17 protein-coding genes are annotated in these 16373 nt (G+C 67.2%); 9 read left to right on the plus strand and 8 right to left on the minus strand.

Annotation, left to right across the window (positions count from 1 at the left end; genetic code table 11):
* Window positions 1–60: 60 nt before the first annotated feature.
* Entirely contained in the window at window positions 61–255 is a 195-nt protein-coding gene (locus tag IG98_RS0126420; protein ID WP_030917635.1) for a hypothetical protein, read from the plus strand.
* A gap of 151 nt (window positions 256–406) precedes the next feature.
* On the opposite strand, the gene IG98_RS0126425 is transcribed toward IG98_RS0126420, so the two are convergent.
* Window positions 407–1063 (minus strand): response regulator transcription factor, encoded by a 657-nt coding sequence (locus IG98_RS0126425; protein ID WP_030917638.1) that lies wholly within the window; start codon window positions 1061–1063, stop codon window positions 407–409.
* The gene (locus IG98_RS0126430) at window positions 1060–2235 is read right to left on the minus strand and encodes a HAMP domain-containing sensor histidine kinase (protein ID WP_030917640.1); all 1176 of its coding nucleotides are present in this window, start codon (window positions 2233–2235) and stop codon (window positions 1060–1062) included. Before IG98_RS0126430 ends, IG98_RS0126425 begins: the two co-directional genes overlap by 4 nt.
* A gap of 188 nt (window positions 2236–2423) precedes the next feature.
* Between IG98_RS0126430 and IG98_RS0126435 the strand changes: the two genes are divergently transcribed.
* Together IG98_RS0126435 and IG98_RS0126440 are read left to right on the plus strand one after the other, a co-directional pair.
* Window positions 2424–3314 (plus strand): ABC transporter ATP-binding protein, encoded by an 891-nt coding sequence (locus IG98_RS0126435; RefSeq protein WP_030917642.1) that lies wholly within the window; start codon window positions 2424–2426, stop codon window positions 3312–3314.
* On the plus strand, window positions 3311–4300 hold the full coding sequence (locus tag IG98_RS0126440; protein WP_030917644.1) for an ABC transporter permease: 990 nt from the start codon (window positions 3311–3313) through the stop codon (window positions 4298–4300). The genes IG98_RS0126435 and IG98_RS0126440 overlap by 4 nt, the downstream gene beginning before the upstream one ends.
* Before the next feature lie 39 nt (window positions 4301–4339).
* On the opposite strand, the gene IG98_RS50835 is transcribed toward IG98_RS0126440, so the two are convergent.
* On the minus strand, window positions 4340–4486 hold the full coding sequence (locus tag IG98_RS50835) for a hypothetical protein (RefSeq protein WP_157594525.1): 147 nt from the start codon (window positions 4484–4486) through the stop codon (window positions 4340–4342).
* A 217-nt stretch (window positions 4487–4703) separates the two neighbouring features.
* Here IG98_RS50835 and IG98_RS50840 point away from each other — a divergent pair, with 217 nt between their 5' ends.
* Window positions 4704–4997, plus strand: a complete 294-nt coding sequence (locus tag IG98_RS50840) for a hypothetical protein (protein WP_157594526.1) — start codon at window positions 4704–4706, stop codon at window positions 4995–4997.
* A 28-nt stretch (window positions 4998–5025) separates the two neighbouring features.
* Window positions 5026–5541 carry an SRPBCC family protein gene (locus IG98_RS0126450; protein WP_030917646.1) on the plus strand — a complete coding sequence of 172 codons (516 nt, stop codon included), beginning with the start codon at window positions 5026–5028 and terminating at the stop codon, window positions 5539–5541.
* 510 nt (window positions 5542–6051) lie between these two features.
* Here IG98_RS0126450 and IG98_RS0126455 read toward each other — a convergent pair.
* Both IG98_RS0126455 and IG98_RS0126460 read right to left on the minus strand, forming a co-directional pair.
* Window positions 6052–8163 carry a TerD family protein gene (locus IG98_RS0126455; RefSeq protein WP_030917647.1) on the minus strand — a complete coding sequence of 704 codons (2112 nt, stop codon included), beginning with the start codon at window positions 8161–8163 and terminating at the stop codon, window positions 6052–6054.
* A 238-nt stretch (window positions 8164–8401) separates the two neighbouring features.
* Entirely contained in the window at window positions 8402–9199 is a 798-nt protein-coding gene (locus IG98_RS0126460; protein WP_030917650.1) for an MBL fold metallo-hydrolase, read from the minus strand.
* 44 nt (window positions 9200–9243) lie between these two features.
* Between IG98_RS0126460 and IG98_RS0126465 the strand changes: the two genes are divergently transcribed.
* The gene (locus tag IG98_RS0126465) at window positions 9244–9729 is read left to right on the plus strand and encodes a MerR family transcriptional regulator (protein ID WP_245651718.1); all 486 of its coding nucleotides are present in this window, start codon (window positions 9244–9246) and stop codon (window positions 9727–9729) included.
* A gap of 161 nt (window positions 9730–9890) precedes the next feature.
* Complete coding sequence (locus IG98_RS0126475) at window positions 9891–10259, plus strand: GntR family transcriptional regulator (RefSeq protein WP_030917655.1); 369 nt, start codon at window positions 9891–9893, stop codon at window positions 10257–10259.
* A 203-nt stretch (window positions 10260–10462) separates the two neighbouring features.
* Here the strand turns inward: IG98_RS0126475 and IG98_RS0126485 are convergent, their stop codons facing one another.
* Window positions 10463–11446: a BtrH N-terminal domain-containing protein gene (locus IG98_RS0126485; RefSeq protein WP_030917658.1), complete on the minus strand. Its 984-nt coding sequence runs from the start codon at window positions 11444–11446 to the stop codon at window positions 10463–10465.
* Window positions 11447–11573: 127 nt separating this feature from the next.
* Window positions 11574–12860, minus strand: a complete 1287-nt coding sequence (locus IG98_RS0126490; RefSeq protein ID WP_157594527.1) for an alpha/beta hydrolase family protein — start codon at window positions 12858–12860, stop codon at window positions 11574–11576.
* A gap of 533 nt (window positions 12861–13393) precedes the next feature.
* On the opposite strand from IG98_RS0126490, the gene IG98_RS45325 reads away from it, so the two are divergent.
* Entirely contained in the window at window positions 13394–14509 is a 1116-nt protein-coding gene (locus IG98_RS45325; protein ID WP_245651719.1) for a sensor histidine kinase, read from the plus strand.
* The gene (locus IG98_RS0126500) at window positions 14506–15186 is read left to right on the plus strand and encodes a response regulator (RefSeq protein WP_030917668.1); all 681 of its coding nucleotides are present in this window, start codon (window positions 14506–14508) and stop codon (window positions 15184–15186) included. Before IG98_RS45325 ends, IG98_RS0126500 begins: the two co-directional genes overlap by 4 nt.
* Window positions 15187–15723: 537 nt before the next feature.
* On the opposite strand, the gene IG98_RS50845 is transcribed toward IG98_RS0126500, so the two are convergent.
* Window positions 15724–15894, minus strand: a complete 171-nt coding sequence (locus tag IG98_RS50845; protein ID WP_157594528.1) for a hypothetical protein — start codon at window positions 15892–15894, stop codon at window positions 15724–15726.
* Window positions 15895–16373 lie beyond the last annotated feature (479 nt).

A 16373-nucleotide genomic window follows, 5' to 3' on the forward strand; every position in this document is an offset into this window, starting at 1 on the left:
TCCAGTGCGAATAAGGCCGCCTGGTCACCAACCACCTGACGCATCCCGTAGGGGAAAAGCATGACCGAAGTCATCACCACCGATGCCAGCGACCGCTACCACACCACTTCGGACTGCTGGGGCCTCCGAGCCGGCCAGCAGGGCGGCGAAGTCCTGGGGTTCGACATCCGCAGGATCAGGAGCGCGAGCATCGCGGAAGCCGAAGCAGAAGGCAAGACGCCGTGCAAGGTGTGCGTTCCTGAAACCGAACGATGATCCTGTTCAGACGGCGTGATCAGGGGCGAGGTCGAAAGTCCTTCGGGCGTCGATCAGACCGGCCGTACGGGCTGCGGCCACATCATGGACGGCGTCCGGCGGCAGGCGGAACCCACACCAGCCCGCCTGATAGGAAGGCTGTCGGTCCTCATCAGGTGATGCGGTAGCCGACGCCGGGGGTGGTGATGATGACACCGGGGTCGCCGAGTTTGCGGCGTAGCCGGCTGATGGTGACGGTGACCGTGTTGGTGAGAGGGTCGGCGTGTTCGTCCCAGACCTGTTCCAGGAGGTCTTCGGTGCTGAGGAGGGCAGGGGTGGCCCGCAGCAGGGCTTCCAGGAGGGCGAACTCTTTGACCGACAAATCAAGGGAACGGCCGTCGCGGGTGGCGACGCGGCGTACGGGGTCGAGTTCGATGCCTGCCGCGCGCAGGATGCGGGCGCGGGCGGCGGGCTGGCGGCGGGCCAGGGCGCGGATGCGGAGCACGAGTTCGGGGAAGTGGAAGGGCTTGGCGAGGTAGTCGTCGGCGCCCAGAGCCAAGCCGCTGACCCGGTCGCCGGGCGCGCCGGCCGCGGTCAGCATCAGGACCATCACTCGATGGTCGTGTTCAGTGATCATCTGGCAGAGGACGTCGCCGTGGATTCCCGGCAGGTCGCGATCCAGGACGACCACGTCGTAGGGGTTGAGGTCGAGTTTGGCCGCGGCCTCCAGACCGTCGTGCGCCACGTCCACCGCCATGCCCTGGTCACGCAGACCCTCGGCCACGACCGCGGCAAGGGAGCGCGAGTCCTCGACCACCAGCACCCTCACGCCGGGACCCTCGCCGCGAGAGGCAGCGAGACGGCGACCCGGAGGCCGCCTTCCGGCCGGGCGCGCAGGTCCAGGCTGCCGCCGTGCGCGGCGGCGATGGCGGCGACGATCGACAGCCCGAGCCCCGATCCGGTGTCGGAGCCGGTCCGGTCCGCGCCGAGCCGGTGGAACGGCTGGGCCAGCAGCGCGACCTGTGCCTGGTCGAGAACGCGCCCGCCGGTCTCCACGACGAGCAGCGCCGCCTCCGTATCGGCGGTGGCGGTGAGGCGAATCCAGCCGCCGGGGTGGTTGTGCAGGATCGCGTTGTCGATCACGTTGTCGACCATACGGGACAGCAGTGTGCTGCTTCCCCGCGTCCAGGCGTCGTCGAGGACGCCACCGTCGTGAACGGTGAGCTGCTTGCCGGTGATGTCGGTGGCTCTGGCGTCCAAGGCAGCCGCCACCAGGCGGCCGAGCGAAAGTGTCTGCCGGGCGGCCAGAGCACCGTGCTGGGCGCGGGCGAGCATGAGGAAACCCTCCAGGAGCCGGTCGACTTGGTCGAGTTCGGTACGCAGCCGATCGGCCAGCGCGGCCGTTTGCGCTGGTATGGGTTCCGGCTTGGCGATGGCCACGTCCAGACAGGCCCGCATGGTCGCCAGCGGGGTGCGCAGTTCGTGGGAGGCGTCGGCGATGAACCGGCGTTGCGCGGCGAAGGAGCCCTCCAGGCGTTCCAGCAGGTCGTCGATGGTGTCGGCGAGGTCCTTCAGCTCATCGGCCGGGCCCGGTACGGCCAGCCGTTGGTGCAGGTTGTCGGCGGAGATCCGGCGGGTGGCCGCGGTGATCCTGCCCAACGGGAGCAGCACCCGGCCCGCGAGGACGCGGCCCAGCACGGGTGCCAGCACGGCCACGATGGCGAGTGCGACCGCCGAGCCGATCAGGAACTGGCGCGACTGAGCCGCATGCGCCTGCGACAGCTGGGCCTGGAGCCGGGTGACGAGGTCTTGGGCGGCCGCGAGGGTGAGCCGGCCCTGCGGGTCGCCGGGGAGCGCGGTCTCAATGGTCCGCGTCCCGCCCAGGCCGATGAGGTTGGCGATGACCAGCAGGCCGACGGCGGACACGAGGAACGTTCCTCCGTACAGGACGGTGAAACGCCACCGTACGGTGCGGGTCGGTGGCGCCAGTCGTCGCGGCATCCTCATTTGGTCCTCTCCGTTTCCATCCGGACCTCCAGGATGCTGTGCGGGGCCTAACAGCGGTGTGACAGCCTCCGTTCGGCCCGGGTTAGGGCGACGTCCGTACAACCGAACGCATGCGAGCAACCGTCGGACAACGACCGGGTCACGCTCATGGAATTCACGTCAGCAGCGGGAGAGGACACGGAATGGACTTGGCGCTGGAGACTGACCAGCTGGGTAAGCGGTACGGAAAACGGTGGGCGCTACGGGACTGTTCGCTGCACCTGCCGACCGGATGTGTCGCCGCTCTGGTCGGGCCCAACGGTGCGGGCAAGAGCACGCTGCTGCACCTGGCGGTGGGCCTGCTGCGGTCCGACGCCGGGACAGTGCGGGTCTTGGGGGAATCTCCGTACGGCAACACGGCGGTCCTGTCCGAGATCGGATTCGTCGCCCAGGACACCCCGTTGTACCGGGACTTCACCGCGGCCGAACTGATCACCATGGGTGCCAGGCTGAACCGGCGCTGGGACGCGGCCCTGGCCCGAAACCGGCTGGCACAGCTGGGTATCCCACCCGGTCAACCAGTCGGCAGGCTGTCCGGTGGGCAACGCGCTCAGGTCGCCCTCGCGCTCGCCCTGGCAAAGAGGCCGCGGCTGCTGCTGCTCGATGAACCGGTGGCCAGCCTGGATCCACTGGCCCGCAACAACTTCCTGCGCCTGCTGGTGGACAGCGCCGCCGAGACCGGTGCCACCGTGTTGCTCTCCTCGCATCTGCTGGCCGACCTGGAACGGGCCTGCGACTACCTGATCGTGCTGAATGCCGCCAGGGTGCGGCTTGTCGGCACGGTGAACGAACTGATCGCCGAGCATCGGCATCTGGTCGGCCCCCGCCACGGACATCATCCGATCCCCGGGGTCACAGCGGTGGTCCAGGCCGACCACACAGAGCGACAGACGACCCTTCTGGCGCGCATCCACAAGCCCGTCGCCGATCCCGCCTGGACGATGCGCGAGGTGACTCTGGAAGACCTCATCCTGGCCTACCTCTCCGAGGGCGACACCCAGGCCGGCCACACCGAATGGGAGGTGTCGGCATGATCTGGCTCGTCTGGCGGCAACACCGCAAACAAGCCCTGTTCGTCAGCATCGGGCTCGTGCTCATCGCCGCCCTGATGATCCCGACCGGTCTGACGATGCGCAGCGCGTTCGTCGACAACGGCGTGGCCGCCTGTGTCCGCCTCCTGGGTGACGCCGAGCTGGTCCCCATCAACATCCGGTCCTGCCAGGGGGTGCTGGACGATTTCAACAACCAGTTTCAGTCGCTGGCCACGGTGGGGGTGCTGTTCTTCGTCCTGCCGCTGCTGGTCGGGCTTTTTCTGGGAGCTCCGCTGGTCGCCCGCGAGCTCGAACACGGCACCCACCGTCTGGTCTGGACCCAAAGTGTCAGCCGACGGCACTGGGCGCTAGCGAAATTCGGGCTCGTCGGTGCCGCCACGCTGGCTGTGGCCTGCGTCTATGGGCTGGGAATGTCCTGGTGGATGGCTCCCTTAAGTCAGACCGGGCAGTTTTCTCGCTTCAACGTCTACGTCTTCGATATGCAAGGCCTGGTCCCGATCGGCTACACCCTTTTCGCGGTCGCCCTGGGTGTCTTCGCCGGCACCATCTGGCACAAGGTGCTGCCCGCCATGGCCGTCGTCCTTGTCGGTTTCCTCGGTCTGCGCTTCGCTCTGACCATTCTGGCCAGACCGAACTACCTGCCCGCCGAAACCTTCTCCTATCCCGTGCAGGGACCGACCCACGCGCTCAACCCGACACTCGGCAACTGGGTCCTGTCCGTAGGTGTCCGCAACTCTTCCGGTGAACTTGTGCAGGCCAATGGAACCGTGGAGTGTCCCGTTGGCGCTCAGGGACCGGGAGGGCAACCCTGCGGCGGCGGACTGCTCGGACCCGACGCCTACAACTGGCAGCTCTACCAGCCCGGCAGCCGATACTGGCTGTTCCAAGGCATCGAAAGCGGAATCTTCATCGTCCTCGCTGCACTCCTGCTCTTCCTCGCCATCCGACGCATCCGACACATCGCATAGGCGACTTTGCCGATGCGCCACCGCGATGAAGGGCCCGCATCAGGGCGGCGCCATGATGATCGAGAAGCCACCCGGATGCTTCTTCTTTACTGCGGTCACGGTCGCGGCGTTCATCAGCCTGTGGTGGTCCAGCGTGTCCTCCCCGTACACCGAGGGCCTGTCCTCACCCAGGCCGATCACGTTCACCGAGGCCCAAGGTGACGTTTCGCCTTGGACGCGCTGCTGACCTTCGTCGCCAAGAGTCGGTGGTAATCAGATAAACAACGATCAAAGGTCGACATTTCAGGACAGTGAGCCGGGAACGCCACCACCGGTGGGAAGCCTCTCTCTTCATCATGCCGTTGGCCGACGGCACGACGATCCCGCCCGGATTCCGGGCGGATTCCGGGCGGAGGAGGCTGTCATGTCGTACGAGATGTTCAAGGACGCGGGCCACCAGGTCATCGTCGCCACACCCTGCGAGGTCGTCTCGCCGATCGCCACCGACGGCCTCGCATCGCAGACGAGCGGCGGGGCCGAGCAGGCGGCCAGGCTCAAGCAGGTGGTGGAGATCGCGGCCGGAGTCACCAACCCGGTCGCGCCGGCAGGCGTCTGGGTTGGAGGACTACAACGCGGTCTTCGTACCGGGCGGGCACGGCCCGCTAAAGGATCTGGCGGTCAACACCGACTCCGGCGCGCTCCTCATCCGCTCCACTGAAGAAGCTCACCTGAAAGGGATCGCGATCATGGCATCGCAGAGTGCGATCAACTGGCCGGACAAGTACCTTCCCGGCACCACCGACAACTTCGTGTCCAACGAGATCATCGTCAGGGGCATCGGTGTCGCGCAGGTCTGGCCGTACCTCGTGGACACCTCCAAGTGGACGACGTACTACGACAACGTCTCCGACATCACCTTCCCCGACGGCGACGGGCCCGAGTTGGCCGACGGCACCCGCTTCAGCTTCGCCACCTTCGGCTTCCCGCCGCTGGACGCTCAGGTGGTGGAGTTCGAACCGCCCACCGAGGGTAAGACCGCGCGGTTGTCGTGGACCGCCAGGCAGGACGGCCCCCCGGAGGAGCAACTCGACGTGCTGCACGCCTGGCTACTGGAGGACCTGCCGGGCGACCGGGTCCGGATCCTCACCCAGGAGTCGCAGATCGGCAAGCCCGCCGCCGCGCTGGCCCGTCAGACACCCAACCCGATGCTCAACGGGCACCAGGCCTGGCTCGACGGCCTTGCCAAGGCCGCCAAGGGCTGACACCCGGGCGATGTACGCGATCAGCCAGGACCGCTACGGCGCCCCAAGGTCCTCACCGCGGTCGGCCTGCCCACGCCCGAGCCCGGGCCCGGGCCGCCGGGATCAACCCGACCGACTACAAGCACCATGCCGGGCCGCTGTTCGTCAACCGGCTGCCGCTCACTGGATACCTTCGGTGAGTGGCCAGTCGAGACATGGGGCCGGCAGAGATCGATCGAGCCATTCCCTGTCGAGGCGTGCTCCGGTGCGTTGTTCCACCATCGCCGTCACCTTGGTCTTGTACCGGGTCGTGGAACGCTTTCCTCAGTGGTGTTTTGCGGCGGACTGGTCGTGAGGAAGGCCCAAGGGCTAGATATGCCAGTAGACCCACTGGGGGCCACCTGGAATTGAACCAGGTTAGAAGGAAGCTCTCAGATGGCCTCACGACCAGAATGCGAGGAAAGCGGGAAGGCTAGGATCCAAATCGGTGTGAGAAGGAAGCCCTTCCATGGCCTCGCGATCTCCACGGTATCAGGCGGGAATCAGTTCGTGCAGCGTCCCGGGCGTGTACACCCGCGAGCCCGGCGGCAGGTCGGCCGGCGCCGCCAGTCCGATGTAGGTGGTGTGCTCCGCCGATGAGCCTTTCCTACCCAGCAGGTCGGCCAGGTATCGGACTCGCAGATAGTCGCGTTCCATGATCGAACGCGTCAGCAACGAGACGGAGACCCGATTGCCCTCCACCTGGTTGAAACGGGGATGCCCCTTCAGATAGAGGTGCAGCCATTTCACCCGCCATTCACCGTTGTCATCACGGAAGAAGACAAGCGGCAGGGCGATCCGGCCCGCCCCTCGCAGGTCGGACTTCATGCGCACGGTACGCGGCTCGAACGGCCTGCCTTCCTGCGCGGCGTCCCTGGTCATATAGCCGAAGAACGCCTCGGCAGCCTCGTCGAACGGCTCTCCGGCGTAGATGTCGACCTGCGGAATGATGATCGGCTGAGTCGCGTCGGCGAGACGGATGTTGATGAACTCCGACGCGCCCTGGGACGCCTCGGTGAGGTCGCCGGAGTACTCGGCGAAGCCGTTGCCGTAGTTCGTCCACGAGATGTGCGTCGCATTGTCGTAGGAGGCGTCGAGCATGAGCGCGGACAGGTCGTAGTCGGTGCGCCGCTCGGCCTGCCGCCAGTGGACGAAGAACCTCAGCAACTCCCCGTCCACCGTCGAAAGCGAGCCGCGGGGCAGCATGCCGAGCCCGGGTGAGACGGCCTTGCCCGAGAGCGGCAGGGCGACGTCGAGCACGTCGGGGTCGACGATCAGTTCGCCGGGATCGGGGAGGCGGCGGACGATCTCCTCGTCCAGGATGGCGAGCGCCCGCGACAGGACCTCCGCCTCAAGCGGCGAGCGGGAGTCGGGGGTCGCCCATGCCCTGCCGTGCCGGTTGACGAAGACGCGGCCGGAGGCGGGGGCGAGCCGGTTCTGGAGGTGCTCGCGCAGGGACAGCAGGAGGCGGCCGGAGGCGGCCGCCACGGCGCTTTCCGCGGCGTCCAGCACGGTCGACGCGGAAAGGCCGATCCGCAGCAGGTGGTCGAGGCGGCGCAGCAGCGCACCGGGCGCCTTCCCCAGCAGTTCGACGGCGTCGGAGGTACGGCCCGCCGACAGGGCGGCCTCGACGCGGCTGTCGAAGCCGGCGGCCTTACGCACGCCCCTGGCCACCTCGAAGACGCCGGCGGCCCGTGGGAACTGCGGGTACTCGTGGGGATGCAGCCGCTCGCCGAGCCGCTTCCACTGCTCCCGATGACGTGGCACGTCACCGAGCTTGGCCGGGGAGGCGACGGTGTCCAGGGCCTGCAGCAGGGCTCGGCGCTCGGCGCGCCGGAACGAGCGGATCCTGGTGGGGGTGGCCAGCGTGACGTCGCCGCCGGAGCAGCCACAGGCGAGCCGGAGCACGTCGGTCACCGTGTCAACGAGCAGCGGGCGACCTGCGGCCAGCCGCACCTCGTTGATGACCGCGCGGTTCTCCCGCATGGGGATGCGCTCCGGCTGGTCAGCGCAGAACGACGCCAGGAGACGCAGCGCCGCCAGGTCCTCGGCGGCCGGCGGCACCTCGGAGCCCGCCAGCGAGAAGTAGAGCTCACGCGCCTCCGATTCCAGACTCCCGCCCAGCTCAAGCATGGTCACCCGGTCGGTGGCCAGCGGGATCAGCTCGGCGTGGGCGGCCAGCAGGTCGGCATAGGTGTGCTGGTAGCGGCCATAGCCCGGCAGGGTCAGCAGGTCGAGCGTCGGCGGCTGGACGCGTGCGGCGGCGACCGGGTCGAGCAGGGCCTCACGCAGCAGACCGGCCCAGAACTCCAGGGTGTCAGGCACGTTCGCGGGAAAGTCGACGAAGTAGGCGTTGTGCTGGACATGGTCGCCCACCAGGCCGCGGACGGTGGCCAGGACCCGTACGCCGAGATCCAACACGGTCTCGCCGGGCAGCCTCGTCAGGTGTTCGAGCAGAGCCGCCGAACACTTGAAGCCGACGCTCAACAGCGCGGCGTCGAGCTGACGGGCGGCCGCCTCCCCCCAGCCCGGCGTGGAACCATCGGGAGCGTCGACGGGAACCCGAAGCCGCCTGGCGATGACGAGACTCTCAAGATTGTCCACGAGCGCACTTTATAGCCGGAGCACGCCGGTATTCTGCGGGTTTTCCGGGAAGCGATGAAGTCCGTCAGAGGGGGAGTGCCCGATGGTCGTCCACTGCTCTCAACGGCACCGATGCCGTCTTCTCTCCCTTCGGGGATCTCCCTGAACCATCCGGCGCGGTGACGTAGGACCAACTGCGAAGGTCCCCGTGAGAGATCATGTATTAGCCGATCCACTGCCGTGCTGTGGTCGCCCGGGATCAACGGTAGCGGGCCAACTCCCACGGATCGTGAGCACTGATGAGCGAGACCTCATCGCCGTGGTCGCGGACGAGTTCGCGCAGCCGGGCCTGAGTGCCGAGTCGGAGGTCGTGGTGGACTTCCGAGCTGGTCTGCACGAAGTCGAGAATGGGGTGCGGATGCGGATTTTGGTCGAGTTCCCGGTGGTAGTAGTAGGCGTCACCGCAGTGCAGGAGCCAGCGATCACTTTCGCGCACAGCGACTCCGGTGTGGCCGGCGGTATGACCGCCGAGTGGGACCAGCCGGATCTCCGGTGGCAGGCCCTTCAGCTGGACGGAGGTGAACCCGAACCAGTCCTCGCCCGGCTCGGGGGTATAGGAAACCCACTTCGGGCCGTGTGCCCAGTGTGCCGGGCGGTAGCGGAAGCTGGGCGCCTCGGTGATCGCTGCTTCAAGTTCGGCGGCAAGGACATGGACCTGGGCGTCCGGGAAGTCGGGGAGGCCACCGCAATGGTCCACGTCGAGGTGGGTCACGATGATGTGGTGTACATCGTCGGGCGAATATCCCAGCCGGGCGACCTGGCGAACGGCGGTCTCCTCCTCGGCCAGTACGGGCTGAGCCATCTCGACCCAGTCGGAGCCGAGGGTGTCGCCTGGGTTGCGGATGTCGTCGAGGCCGAGACCGGTCTCGACGAGGACCAGGCCGTCAGAGTCGGTCTCGACCAGCAGACAGTGGTTGACGGCGTGGGCGGGAGCCGGGCCGTCGTAGGTGGCCTCGATCTGCCGTACGGACCCGCAGTTGAGGTGATGGATGTTCATGGCGGCTAGTCTGTGACTTGAAGCGCGGTTCAAGTCAAGGGGGCATGATGGTCGAGTCGCTGCTGGACATCGCCGAAGTGGCCGAGCGTTCCGGGCTGGCGCCTTCGGCGCTGCGGTTCTATGAGAAGAGAGGCCTCATTGCCTCCGCGGGTCGCAACGGCCTGCGCCGCGCCTACCAGCCCGACATTCTCAAGCGCCTCGCATTCATCGCCTGCGCCCGCAGCTCTGGATTCACGATCGCGGAGATCGCCAGATTTCTGGTAGCCACACCCGACGACACCAAGCTGCGTGCACGGATGGCGGAGAAGGCGCGGGAGTTGGAAGAAGACATCGCCCGGCTCACTCGGATGCGCGACGGTCTCCACCATGCCTCGACGTGCATGCACGAACCGCTCGTAGAGTGCCCCGACTTCAAGCGCACATTCGAAAACCCTGCGACTCTCACACCATCCCCCGGCCACTGGCAGAGGACGGCCTTCCCGGCCGAGGGTGATCTCAGCCGACCCGGTGAAGTCCCTGCGAACCTTTAGACCGAGTCGCGAACGTCTCGGCTATGACATCGGCGGGGGCCGGTGCTCGCCCTCTCGCTCAGTGACGACCGGAGGTTCGTCTACTCCACGCGCGAAGCGGAGACGGCGGCCGCGCTGGTCAACGGATAGCTGACCAGGGAACGACAGACAGGAACGGCGTAGTGCTGATCACAGTCGACCCCTCATCGGCCCAATCGCTCGCCGACCAGGTGGCGGGCTCCGTACGCGCCGCGCCGGCCAACGGCATGGCCGCCCCCGGAGACCGGCTCCCCTCTGCGCGCGGCGTGGCCGCCACCCTCGGCATCAACCTGCACACCGTCCTGCGGGGTTACCAGCAGCTACGCGACGAGGGGCTGGTGGAGCTACGCCGCGGCCGAGCGACCGTCATCACCGGCACGGCCGCCGACCAGTTCCGTCTCCAACTCGCCGCGGCGGCCGAGGAGTTCGCCAGGGCCGCTCTGCACACCGGAGCCTCCGAGGAGGAGGCACCAGCCGCAGCGCGGGAGGCGCTGCTCTCCATGCGAGACTGACCGGAGGGCAGGATCCGATCCGCGGGATCACAGACGATGGATCCGACGGCCGCAGATCTCGAACAGCGTCTGACCGTCCTTGTCGGTCAACTCGTCCAGGATGATGCGTCGCGTCGCCGACAGCCTTGAACAGGCCACAGGCACGGTGATAGGCAAGTTGTCACTTGCCTATCACGGGGAGGAAGGCCGGCTTTTCCTTTGAGCTACAACTGACGCAGCGCCTGCATGGCGTCCTTCTCGATGCGCGAAAGATCGTGGAGGATGACGCCGGCCCGCTCAAGACACCCCGCGTCGCCGCTCTCTCCAGCCTTCGTGATCAAGGTGGACACATCCGTCCACAGGACGGCGGCCTCGACGTACAGCCTGTGACCGGCGCGGAGGTTGCCGTTGTCGATCAGCCGGGTGCACTCGTCGAGGAAGTCGCGATAGAGGGCGCGAAACAGGGCACCGCCGGTGCCGCCCTTTTCCATGAGGAGAGCGGCCTGCGGCAGGTCCTGCTGCGGCTCGCCGACGCGTAGCAGCCATCCGGGCACCTGTCTGCCGGCTTTCTCGATGCCGCGGTGGCCCAGGTTCGCGATGGGAGCGGCGAGGAAGGCGCCGGCGCAGTCTTTGATGGCGGGGATGATCTGGTCCTGCCAGGAAAGCGGGTGAGCCGGCAGGGTGATGGTGAAGGACCGGTTCCTGGCGGTCATCGGGCCGCGTTCGGCCCGCGCCATGGCGAGGCCGGACCGGCTGGTGCGCACCGCTCCTCCCTGCTGGTCGGTGTCCACAAGGTAGGCCTCGTGCTCGTCGTAGCCGTACATGGCGACGACATGACCGCCGAAGTGCACCTTGGAGCGGAAATAGTCCAGGTGGTAGCAGTCGAGCTGAAGGCCGACCGGCCGACCGGCGTCGATGGAGGCGGCCACGTTCTCCCACGCCCTGCGCGGTGAGGTGGTCTCCTTGGCCGTTAACGTCAGCCCCAGCCTGGCGGCCAGGTTCCTGGTGAGGTCGAAAGGCTTGACACGGCCTCCGAGAAAGGGGAACGCCATGCCCTTGCTGTCCCAATAGATGAAGGACAGGCCCGAACCCAGCCCGAACAGCATGGGCTCGGACAGATCAAGTCCCTCATGCCGCAACAGCACCCCCAGCGCCGTCGTCTCGCAGTGATGCATGCCACGGGCCTCGACGTCCTTCACGATGGTCATGCGTCGCTCTCCCCATCCCTGACACCTTCATGATCAACCACTGGTAGTAGCATGAGGCCTCCCACAGTGGGAGAGTCCAGCCGAGACCGGACTTCTGGCATCGCATCCACGAACCCCACCGAGCGCCCTACTGGCAGGTTTTCGTCTCCGGCGAGCAGTGCTTGACCTCGGAGTAGCGGGCCGACGGCTTGTCCAGCAGGGGTTGGGATTTCTTGCGTAGGTGCAGATCGAAGAAGGCCGCGACGTACCTGCGGGTGATGTCCATGGCGCGGATACCGGCTATGTCTGCGCCGAGGTCGATGCCGAGTTGGTCGGCCAGCACGCCCAGGTCGGTGAAGGACGTGTGCTCCGCCCCGGTCACCAGGAGCCAGCGCTTCCAGCCGTTCAGCTGCTTCCAGTCGCGCTCCCAGCCGGCGGCCGCCCCTCCCTCCCCAGGGGTGTAGGTGGCCGGCTTGCCCAGGAACAGGAACGGCCGCGCCAGCCCGCTGTCCGGGATCCGGAGCTCCGTAGTGCCGTCGATGTTGATGCCGGCGCGTATCCGGGAGTCCTTGAGCATGGCCGCGACAGTGCTCGCTCCTCCGGCGGAGTGGCCGGCCATCGCGATCCTGGACGTGTCGATCAGGCGGGCGCCCTTCCACTTCGAGTGCGGCCCGGTCAACTGGTCGAGCACGAAGGAGACGTCGGCCGCCCGGCTCTTCGCCAGCTTCTCCCACCACGCCGGATTCTTCTTGATCTCGCAGGTGACACAGGTGGCCACCCGTCCGTCGGGGAAGGTGGTGGCGACGTTCTCGTAGGTGTGGTCGATCGCGGCCACCGCATAGCCTCGGCTGGCCAGATCCTCGGCCAGCGCCGTGAGTTCGGTCCGGGGCTTGGTGTGGCCGGGGGAGAGCACGACGAGGGGTAGACCGTGCTTGCGCCCTGCCGGGTTGGCGTCGGTGAAGGCACTGGTCCGCGTCTTGCTCAGCGTGTCCGCCGGCACGCTGGTGATCTCCCCGCTCTTCAGCAGGAGCTCGGATTCCTTGGGGGTCATGTACGGGGCCCGCTTACGGCCCGGCGACGTGGCCGGATACCACAGGGAGACCATGAGTTCCCGGGCTTTCACCGAAGGGACCCAGGGGTCGGGGCGGGAGGTGTCTTTCAGGTACAGGGACGTGGTGCCGACCGGATGCGAGCCGGTCGGCTTGGGCAGGTAGGGCGTACTGCTCGAGGTCGGCGAAAGGCCGGACGAGGCGGGCGCGGACTGCGCGGACGCGGCCAACGTGGTCGATGTGGTAGGTGTGGTCGCCACGAAGGCGAGCAGCCCTGCGGCGACCACACCGCCGTGCCGGAAGATGCCCCGCTTGATGGCCCCGGCGGTGCGCGCCGGGGCACCCACGCCGCCGTACCGCCTGCCCGTGGCCACCGGCTCTGTCATATGACCCATGAACGTGTCCGCCCTTCCGATCGAAACGGCCGATTAGGCGGGAGGTCCCGCGGCGGCCCGATGGCAGGGAAGAGGCTAGAAGCGGCTGATGTCCACGCGCGTCGGCCGTCGTACCTATATCGGATACCTCCGGGGAACGACCCGCCCACGGTGTCATCCCTGCGATGTACTCCCAGCGGACACCACCGTGGTCCCTGCGGCCGATGTGCGGCGGATCACGCGAACGCGACAATGCACCGGTGGCAGCAGACGAACGACGGGTTTGGCGGCGGTATGTGCAGGACATATTGCGGTCGGAACCACGAACCGCCCGTCCATCGCACAGGGCTCTCGCCGCCGACGTACTGCTCGCGATCTTCCTGACCGTCACCGCGCTGACGGCGGCGGGGGGACTCCCAGGCCAGGTTCATCGCGTCGACGTGCAGTCGCACCCTCTGATCGAGTTGCTGCAACTGCGGCCTTCTTCGGCGGCTCCACCCCTTCCAGAGGCTCCACCCCCTCCAGAGGCTCCATCCCCTCCGGTGTTGCCGGACGCGAGCATCGGCGTCCAGCCGCTCACCCCTGTGCGGATCAACCCGCCGCACGACGCCGTCTCCGATGGGTACGAGCCGCCCGTGCTCCTGGTGGTACTGACCGCCTTGCCGCTGGCGGCCCGGCGCAGGTATCCGCTCACCACCTTCTGGGTGGTGGTGTCCGCGACGCTGGCCATGAACGGCGGCGAGACGTGGATCAACGTGCTGACCTGCGCGATCGCCGGCTACAGTGCCATCGCCCACAGTCGCAACCGGGTGCCCGCAGTAGCCGGCCTCCTGCTCGCGGCCGTGCTCGCCGGTGCCGTGGACCGAGACCTCGCCTCCGGTCTCCCCAGTCTCCCCAGTTGGCTGGGACCTTACGTCATCCTGCTGAGCGCCGGGGTCTGCGCAGGCATCATCCGGTTCTTGCGACGGAGCAGGGATCGGCTCACCGAACTTCAGCAGGCCCAGGAGGACGCCATGCGGAAGGCGGTCGAGGCCGAGCGTTCCCGGATCGCCGCCGAACTCCACGATGTGGTGACCCACAATGTGAGTGTGATGGTGATCCAGGCGGGCGCGGCGCGCAAGGTGATGGACGCCGAGCCGGAACTGTCCAAGCAGGCACTGCTCGCGATCGAAAGCAGCGGTCGAGCCGCCATGGCCGAACTGCGCAACGTCATGGGACTGCTTGCCGGACCGGAAGGCGAGCGCGTGGACAGCCGGGACGACGGGTTCGAACCGCAACCCGGACTCGACCAACTCGACGGCCTCATCGAGCGGGTACGCGCCGCGGGGGTGTCGGTGGACGTCGCACTCTCGCCGCTGAGCCCCCTGCCCGACGGGATCGGCCTCACTGTCTACCGCGTCGTGCAGGAGGCTCTGACCAACACGATGAAGCACGCGGTCGGCGCGGCGGCGTCCGTCGCGATCGGCCAACGCGGCGACCAGCTGGAGATCGAGGTCACCGACACCGGCGGCGCGCCGGGCCCCCAGTCGCGGGCCGGCAACGGCCGTGGGCTGATCGGGCTCCGTGAACGGCTGGCCGTCTACGGCGGAAGCCTGGTCGCCGGGCCCAGGGCCGGGGGCGGGTATCGGATCACGGCCCGCATTCCGTGGACCACCGCATGAGCGGGCCACTACGCGCGGTCATCGCCGACGACCAGGCGCTGGTCCGCACCGGGTTTCGGATGATCCTCTCCGCCGACGGCATCGAGGTCGCGGCGGAGGCGGCCGACGGGACCGAAGCGGTCGCCGCCGTACGGAGCACCAGGCCGGACGTCGTCCTCATGGACATCCGGATGCCGCGGATGGGCGGCATCGAAGCCACCCGCCAGATCATGAGCAGTGGAGCGAACGAGACCCGCGTCGTCATCCTGACCACTTACGATCTCGACCACTACGTCTACGCCGCCCTCACCGCCGGCGCCAGTGGCTTCCTGCTCAAAGACGTCAGCCCCGAGCACCTGGTGGCCGCGGTACGTCTGGTGCGCTCCGGCGACGCCCTGCTCGCACCGACCATCACGCGCCGCCTCATCGAGCGTTTCGCACCCCGAGACGAGGCGAAGGCCGATCTCCACCGCGATCTGTCCGAACTGACGCCACGAGAACTGGAAGTGCTACGCCTGCTCGCCACCGGCCTGAGCAACGCCGAACTCGCCGACCGGCTGACTCTCAGCACGACGACGGTGAAAACCCACGTCGCCCGCATTCTGTCCAAACTCGGCCTCCGCGACCGTGTCCAGGCCGTCGTGCTGGCCTACGAAACCGGACTGATCTCCCCAGGCGGCCCATCGGGCACCGGCTGACCGGCCATCGTGTCTGAAGAGCCTGAACATCGGCGAGCCGATCGCGTGATGCGGTAGTGATCATCAAAACGCGGGGCCGAGGTCGGCGTCCCCAGCGTTGTCGCCGGATGGCCGTCCAGTAATCGGTCGTCAAAGCAGCGACACGGTGACGAACCACCCTGACCGCGGCTTCCCCTCGTGGCGTTGCTTTCGGGCGTCATCATCGCCAGGAAGGGGGACCGTTGCTATCACTGAAAATCAAAAGCCCCGAACGATAATCGTTCGGAGCGTTTGTGCTGCTCAGCTGTTGTGGTCAGGGCGGGGGGCGAACCGCCGACCTTCCGCTTTTCAGAGAGGGAGCGATCGCCCTGCTCCGCTCGGCCGACACAAGGTCAGAGGGTGTTGTAGGGCCGTCGCCATACGTTCGTGATGGCTGACGTTGTCGTCACCGCTGTCGTCGGCTGTCACGTCTTGAAGCGACAACCGACGGTGAAGGCGGCGCCGGACGGCATGGGCATCGGCCGGCACCGATGTCGCCTCCACACCCGTCACACCCGATCAGGGCAGCCGGCCTGGCTTGTCGACGATGCCTGCGGCCGGCTCCGCACAGCCGAAGGCCGGCAACTCGGCCGGCTTGCCCAGGAACAGGATCCCGTGGAGATGATCCCGGGACCACAGCTGTGACAGTCCGTCCAGGGCCTCGCGGCGGCACCCGACGAGGTGATCCATCCGTCGCGACAGCCGAGCACTGGAGGCTCCATAACCACTCACCTCACGAGGAGCGTCTGAGCCTGAGGCGCCCGCTCCAGGAGAGCACGGTCGACAAAAAGCCACACGGTTCACGTATTGCAAACAAAGGTATATTTCCTCTTATTTACGCCCGCAAACTAAGCAATCTACCTTATTGTGCGAGCAAGTTGGCGAAAGCGAGATGGATTACATTGCATTCATACGTTAAATTGCGGATACATCCGACTCTGAGCCCATTTCCTGAGATCACGTCGGCAGGGAGGGTCACGACCGGGGAAAACCATTTCGGATTCACTCGAAGGGCGCGCGCTATGGCGGTATATGTCTATCGATGCCCGTGCTGCTCTGAGATTGAGATCACCTTTCCGATCGGCACCGCACCCGCTGCGGTGCCGTGTCCAGACTGCGGCGCGGCCTCGGTCCGGGCTTTCTCAGCGCCGATGCTCGCGCGTACTCCG

It is taken from the genome of Streptosporangium amethystogenes (assembly GCF_000721075.1).
Classification (GTDB): Bacteria; Actinomycetota; Actinomycetes; order Streptosporangiales; family Streptosporangiaceae; genus Streptosporangium; species Streptosporangium amethystogenes.

Bases quoted from the DNA above. Each gene is read 5' to 3' on its own strand.
- IG98_RS0126465 (WP_245651718.1), top strand. From the start codon at position 9,244: ATGATGGTCGAGTCGCTGCTGGACATCGCCGAAGTGGCCGAGCGTTCC.
- IG98_RS50840 (WP_157594526.1), top strand. From the start codon at position 4,704: ATGTCGTACGAGATGTTCAAGGACGCGGGCCACCAGGTCATCGTCGCC.
- IG98_RS0126440 (WP_030917644.1), top strand. From the start codon at position 3,311: ATGATCTGGCTCGTCTGGCGGCAACACCGCAAACAAGCCCTGTTCGTC.
- IG98_RS0126420 (WP_030917635.1), top strand. From the start codon at position 61: ATGACCGAAGTCATCACCACCGATGCCAGCGACCGCTACCACACCACT.
- IG98_RS50845 (WP_157594528.1), bottom strand. From the start codon at position 15,894: ATGGATCACCTCGTCGGGTGCCGCCGCGAGGCCCTGGACGGACTGTCA.
- IG98_RS0126460 (WP_030917650.1), bottom strand. From the start codon at position 9,199: ATGAACATCCATCACCTCAACTGCGGGTCCGTACGGCAGATCGAGGCC.
- IG98_RS0126430 (WP_030917640.1), bottom strand. From the start codon at position 2,235: ATGCCGCGACGACTGGCGCCACCGACCCGCACCGTACGGTGGCGTTTC.
- IG98_RS0126435 (WP_030917642.1), top strand. From the start codon at position 2,424: ATGGACTTGGCGCTGGAGACTGACCAGCTGGGTAAGCGGTACGGAAAA.
- IG98_RS0126500 (WP_030917668.1), top strand. From the start codon at position 14,506: ATGAGCGGGCCACTACGCGCGGTCATCGCCGACGACCAGGCGCTGGTC.
- IG98_RS0126485 (WP_030917658.1), bottom strand. From the start codon at position 11,446: ATGACCATCGTGAAGGACGTCGAGGCCCGTGGCATGCATCACTGCGAG.
- IG98_RS0126490 (WP_157594527.1), bottom strand. From the start codon at position 12,860: ATGACAGAGCCGGTGGCCACGGGCAGGCGGTACGGCGGCGTGGGTGCC.
- IG98_RS0126450 (WP_030917646.1), top strand. From the start codon at position 5,026: ATGGCATCGCAGAGTGCGATCAACTGGCCGGACAAGTACCTTCCCGGC.